Origin of the sequence: Moorena sp. SIO4A5 (assembly GCF_010672005.1) — a bacterium.
Classification (GTDB): domain Bacteria; phylum Cyanobacteriota; class Cyanobacteriia; order Cyanobacteriales; family Coleofasciculaceae; genus Moorena.
Genome location: NZ_JAAHHZ010000312.1, coordinates 1 through 5,296 on the forward strand (window position 1 = coordinate 1; position 5,296 = coordinate 5,296).

The window sequence follows — 5,296 nt, forward strand, 5'->3', positions numbered from 1 at the left end:
ACGGTTTTACAAATTAATCTGGGGAAGCGTTGTAATCTAGCTTGTACTCACTGCCATGTGGAAGCTGGTCCTAAACGAACTGAAGAACTTTCTCCAGAAATTTGTGACCAGCTTATTAAGCTGATTCATCAGTTTCATCAAATTAAGACCGTTGACTTGACTGGTGGTGCGCCAGAGATTAATTATGGCTTTAAGCCATTAGTTGAAGCAGCATACCAAACCGGAAAGGAGGTGATTGTTCGGTCAAATTTGACCATTTATTTTGAACCGGGATATGAGGATATACCTGACTATTTCGCTAAGCACCAATTACGAGTAGTAGCTTCTTTGCCTTGTTATCTGGAAGATAATGTAGATAAAATGCGCGGCAAGGGGGTTTACGATGATTCGATTCGGGCGATTCAATGGCTGAATCGGTTGGGCTATGGCAGAAACCCCAAATTAATTCTTGATTTGGTCTACAATCCTTCCTTGCCACTGAGTGAAAAGTTTTCTATGACTCCTAATCAGGTTAAGTTGGAAAAGGATTATAAAGTGTTCCTAAAAGAACAGTTTGATATTGACTTCAACCAGCTATTTACAATTACAAATATCCCCGTTGGTAGAACAAAGTTTCATTTACAACGCACCAAGCTATATGCTCCCTATATGGTGTTTCTAGAAAACAGTTTCAATGCCAGTACGGTGCAGCATTTGATGTGTCGCAATGAATTGTCTATTGACTATCTGGGTAATGTCTACGATTGCGATTTTAATCAGATGGAAAATGTAGCAGCAACCTCTCGCACTGGAGAAAGGTTGACAGTTAGTAAACTTCTGGAAGCAGGAAGTTTAGACATAATTGAGGAAATTCGTACCGCTTCCTATTGCTATGGCTGTACAGCAGGGTCTGGTTCCAGTTGTGGTGGTGCTTTGATTTGATCCAATCAGAGTTTTTTTGATTATAATATGAATTAATTTTCATATCAATGATAATTCAACTGCTGACAAGTGCTGAATTATGAACTCAAAACAGAGGAGTAACAAGCGAGAGTTAGCCACCTAATTTATTGGGTGGCCGGGGAGCGTACCGGTATTTATACCGGCTCTCGTGTCATGGGAGCTGCTTTGTCCTACCCAAAGTTTCTAGAAATTCAGAAAGGCTTAAATTGGCTTCTTTAGCCATTTCTTTTAGTCCATTCCAGGCCGTTTCTGTAGTCATTACACTATAGGATTTTTTTCGCACACCATGCAAGCTCGGTCTTCCCACTTTTTTCTTGATTTTTTCTGGCATTTGCTTGACACATTAATTATCCGGGTATATAATTAATGTAGCACAACAAAAGGTCGATAGAATGTACGGATGTCAGCAGCACCTAATAACTACAACGACTGAGAATCAGGCATTCATAGAGTTCATCTGTTCGGAAGCCAACAAGTTAACAAATTGTGGCTTATATTATTGCCGTCAAATGTTGTTTAAGGTTGGCAAATACCTTAACAACGCGGAACTGGATAAGATAATGAAGACAAATGTCCACTTCAGGGCATTAAGATCTGCATGTGCTCAACAAACTTTACACGGAGTCATTGAGTCTTTCAAGTCTTACAAAGCTCTCAAGAAAAAGTATGACAAAGGGCAATTGACAGATAAGCCTAGAGTTCCAAAGTATCGTAAGAAAGGAGGGTTATCTGTAGTTAGCTATCCTGCCCGCTGGGTAAAGCTGGTAAAAGGTCAACTCAAATTTACCCTGGGAAAGCAAGTTAAAGCCTGGTTTGGCATTGATCACTTTCTACTACCTATGCCATCCAATATAGACTTCAAGTCAATTAAAGAGTATCGTTTTGTCCCCAGGAATGGCTGTTTTTATCTGGAGTTTGTATACGAGCGACCAAAACCAAAGCCGGTAACACCTACAGAGAATGTATTAGGTATCGACCCCGGCCTCAATAACTGGTTAACTTGCGTTTCTAATATTGGAAAATCTTTTATCGTAGATGGCAGAAAAGTCAAGTCACAAAACCAGTGGTACAATAAGCGAGTATCTGCAATCAAAAAAGGGAAACAATGCGACTATTGGGATGAACAACTAGCATCTCTGACTGAAAGACGCAACTGTCAAATGCGCGACAACGTGAACAAAGCGGCTAGATTTGTTGTTAACTGGTGTATAAGACATCAAATCAGTATAGTCGTTTTCGGTTGGAACAAAAGGAATAAAGATGGTATCAATATTGGTAATAAAAATAATCAGCAATTTGTTCAAATCCCTACCGCTAAATTAAAAAATAGAATTGAGCAGCTATGTATTGAGTACGGTATTAAATTTATTGAGACTGAAGAGAGCTATACCAGCAAGGCAAGTTTTCTAGATAATGATTTTCTACCTACGCTTGGTGGGAAACCCAAGGGGTGGAAAGAATCTGGAAGGCGAGTAAAGCGTGGACTTTATAGGTCTCGAAAAGGTGAATTAATTAACGCCGACTGTAATGGGGCTGGTAACATCCTCAGGAAAGTAGAGACACAGCTAGGGTTTCCCCTAGCCAAGGTCTGTAGAGCAGTTTTGAGCCTGCCACAACGATACAGATTAGATTCACTTTCTAAATCGTATCGTGAAGCAACTTCACGGAGCGCGGTTTTAACCCGCGAAGTGAAATCCGCTTAGAATCCCTGTGCTTTCAAGCCAGGGAGAGTTCAATAATCCGGTGCAATCCCTGAGTAATCAACAGATTGTGGATATCTATCAGGGCAAAATTGATAACTGGCAGGATGTGGGAGGCAAGAAGGCACCAATTACAGTAGTCAACAAAGCCGAGGGACGCTCTACCTTGGAGTTATTTCTGAAGTACTTCCAGCTGAAAAATAGCGAGATTAAGGCAGATGTGGTGATTGGGGATAATGAGCAGGGGATTAAAACAGTGGCGGGTAATCCTAATGGGATTGGTTATGTCTCCATTGGCACCGCAGAATATAGCAGCAAACAGGATGTTCCGATTAAATTACTGCCCGTTGCTGGAATAGCGGCAACCACAGAAAATGTTCAAAACGGCACTTTCCCGCTATCTCGTTCCCTGACGTTAGTAACCAAAACTATTCCGGTTGGGTTAGATAAAGCATTTATTGAGTTTTCGCGATCGCAAAAGGTACAAGACATTGTTAAAGAGCAAAACTTTGTCCCCCTCGAAGAATGAAGAATGAAGAATTAAGAATTAAGAATTAAGAATTAAGAATTAAGAATTAAGAATTAAGAATGAAGAATTAAGAATTAAGAATGAAGAATGAAGAATGAAGAATGAAGAATGAAGAATGAAGAATTAAGAATGCCACAAACTTTGAATTATTAATTATAATTCTCAATCCCCAAACCCTCTCCCCTGCTCCCCTGCTCCCCTGCTGTCAGAACAATAAAATTTAAATTAAGACCAGCTTATCAATGCCCAATTCTCAATTGTTAATTCTCAATTCTCAATTCTTAATTCTTAATTCTTAATTCTTAATTCTTAATTATAAATGCTCAATTTTTTTCGGAGTGATTCTCTCCTAATCTCGACCCTACAAGGCTGTGCTTTGGTGGCTGGTGCTATCGTGGTGCTGATTGTTGTGTTCCTAATCACGGAAGCCTTGCCAGTATTGGGACAAGTAGGATTACTCCCCTTTTTTACCGATCCATCCTGGCATCCTGCCGAGACTCTGTACAACTTCACCCCGATGCTTTGGGGTACCCTATTCGTCACGGCTGGGGCGATGCTAGTAGCCACACCCCTGGGAATTCTATCTGCAGTCTTTTGTCAGTATTACGCGCCTCCACCGATTGCTGGACTTTATAGACGGCTAATTGAATTGTTGGCAGGGATGCCCTCAGTTGTTTACGGCTTCTGGGGTTTGGTGAAGCTAGTTCCGTTAATTGGACGCTTCCAGCCACCAGGAGCCAGTCTTCTAGCTGGAATTGCGATTCTGACCCTGATGATTTTGCCAACTATTGCTCTGACCGCAGACGCTAGCTTTGCTAAAGTCCCCCCAGAATACCTACAGGGATCAGCAGCCCTGGGACTATCCCGCTGGGCAACAGTCAGAGGTGTTGTGTTTCCGGCTGCTAAGTCGGGGTTGTTTACTGGCTTGATTTTAGGAACAGGACGGGCGATTGGAGAAACTATGGCGGTGCTGATGGTGTGTGGCAATGTGGTGCAAACTCCCAAAAGCCTATTTGAGCCGATGCGAACTCTTACTGCCAATATCGCCTTGGAAATGGCTTACGCTATGGGCAATCACCGCTCAGCACTTTTTGTCAGTGGCTTGCTGCTGATGGCAATAATTTTGGTACTGGTAGCAATTGCAGAAATGATCAGCAAGGGAGGAATCTATGAGTAAGAACTTATATCAAGTCTGGTTGAATACCCATAATTAAGGAGAGGGTGGGGAGATGGGGAGATAGGGAGATAGGGACATAGGGACATAGGGAGATATTTATTAAGGGTAATTATCCTGACATGATATGAAAACGAAGCCACAACCGACAACCGACAACTTCCAACCTGCAACCGACAACTTCCAACCTGCAATCGACAACTTCCAAGTTTCAACGGTGATGATTTGGGCGATCGCACTGTTCGTAACTGCTGTATTCCTCTGGATTTTGAGTGATATCGTCTGGCACGGTGTCGGGCAAATTAACTGGGAATTCCTAACTACTACACCAAAGAATGCTGGACGGGAAGGAGGGATTGGTCCAATTCTGGTTTCCACTCTCCTAATTTTAGGTGTATGTATGACCGTTTCTGTTCCGATTGGAGTAGGGACAGCAATACTGCTAGCTGAGTTCACAGATACTAAGAGTATTTTCGGGCGTCTGGTTCGTCGTAGCTTAGATGTACTGGCAGGAGTACCCTCGATTGTCTTTGGGCTATTTGGCAATGCCTTTTTCTGCAAAACCCTAGGGCTAGGCTTTTCAATTTTGTCTGGGGGGTTGACATTAGCCTGTATGGTGTTGCCAATCCTAATTCGATCAACAGAGGAAGGGTTTCGCGCCGTTAGTGATGATTATCGCCTTTCTGCCACTGCCCTTGGTTTATCCCGCACTACCACTCTCTGGAATTTGCTGTTACCAGCGGCAGCACCGGGACTAGTGGTGGGATTAGTGTTAGGCATAGGGCGAGCGATCGCTGAGACCGCAGCACTGATCTTTACTAGTGGTTATGTGGATCGGATGCCAGAGTCTTTGCTGGATTCTGGGCGATCGCTGTCGATTCATATTTTTGATTTGTCGATGAATGTAACAGGGGGAAATGCTAATGCTTATGCCTCAGCTTTAGTGTTGCT

The 5,296-nt window shown here is 42.6% G+C and carries 6 protein-coding genes; 5 read left to right on the forward strand and 1 reads right to left on the reverse strand.

From position 1 onward, the window contains the following. Positions 1 to 921 (forward strand): arsenosugar biosynthesis radical SAM (seleno)protein ArsS (arsS, locus tag F6K57_RS35800; protein ID WP_293072803.1); only part of this gene is annotated, 921 nt, incomplete at its 5' end. 172 nt (positions 922 to 1,093) lie between these two features. Here the strand turns inward: arsS and F6K57_RS35805 are convergent. After that, entirely contained in the window at positions 1,094 to 1,273 is a 180-nt protein-coding gene (locus tag F6K57_RS35805; RefSeq protein WP_070395189.1) for a hypothetical protein, read from the reverse strand. 61 nt (positions 1,274 to 1,334) lie between these two features. Here F6K57_RS35805 and F6K57_RS35810 point away from each other — a divergent pair, with 61 nt between their 5' ends. The 4 genes from F6K57_RS35810 to pstA all read left to right on the forward strand — a co-directional run. Then, on the forward strand, positions 1,335 to 2,645 hold the full coding sequence (locus F6K57_RS35810; RefSeq protein ID WP_293072806.1) for a transposase: 1,311 nt from the start codon (positions 1,335 to 1,337) through the stop codon (positions 2,643 to 2,645). Positions 2,646 to 2,652: 7 nt separating this feature from the next. Further along, on the forward strand, positions 2,653 to 3,171 hold the full coding sequence (locus F6K57_RS35815) for a substrate-binding domain-containing protein (protein ID WP_293072809.1): 519 nt from the start codon (positions 2,653 to 2,655) through the stop codon (positions 3,169 to 3,171). A gap of 319 nt (positions 3,172 to 3,490) precedes the next feature. After that, entirely contained in the window at positions 3,491 to 4,348 is an 858-nt protein-coding gene (gene pstC / locus F6K57_RS35820; protein WP_293072812.1) for a phosphate ABC transporter permease subunit PstC, read from the forward strand. A gap of 124 nt (positions 4,349 to 4,472) precedes the next feature. Further along, the coding region (pstA, locus tag F6K57_RS35825) for a phosphate ABC transporter permease PstA (protein ID WP_293072814.1) at positions 4,473 to 5,296 on the forward strand (824 nt) is incomplete at its 3' end.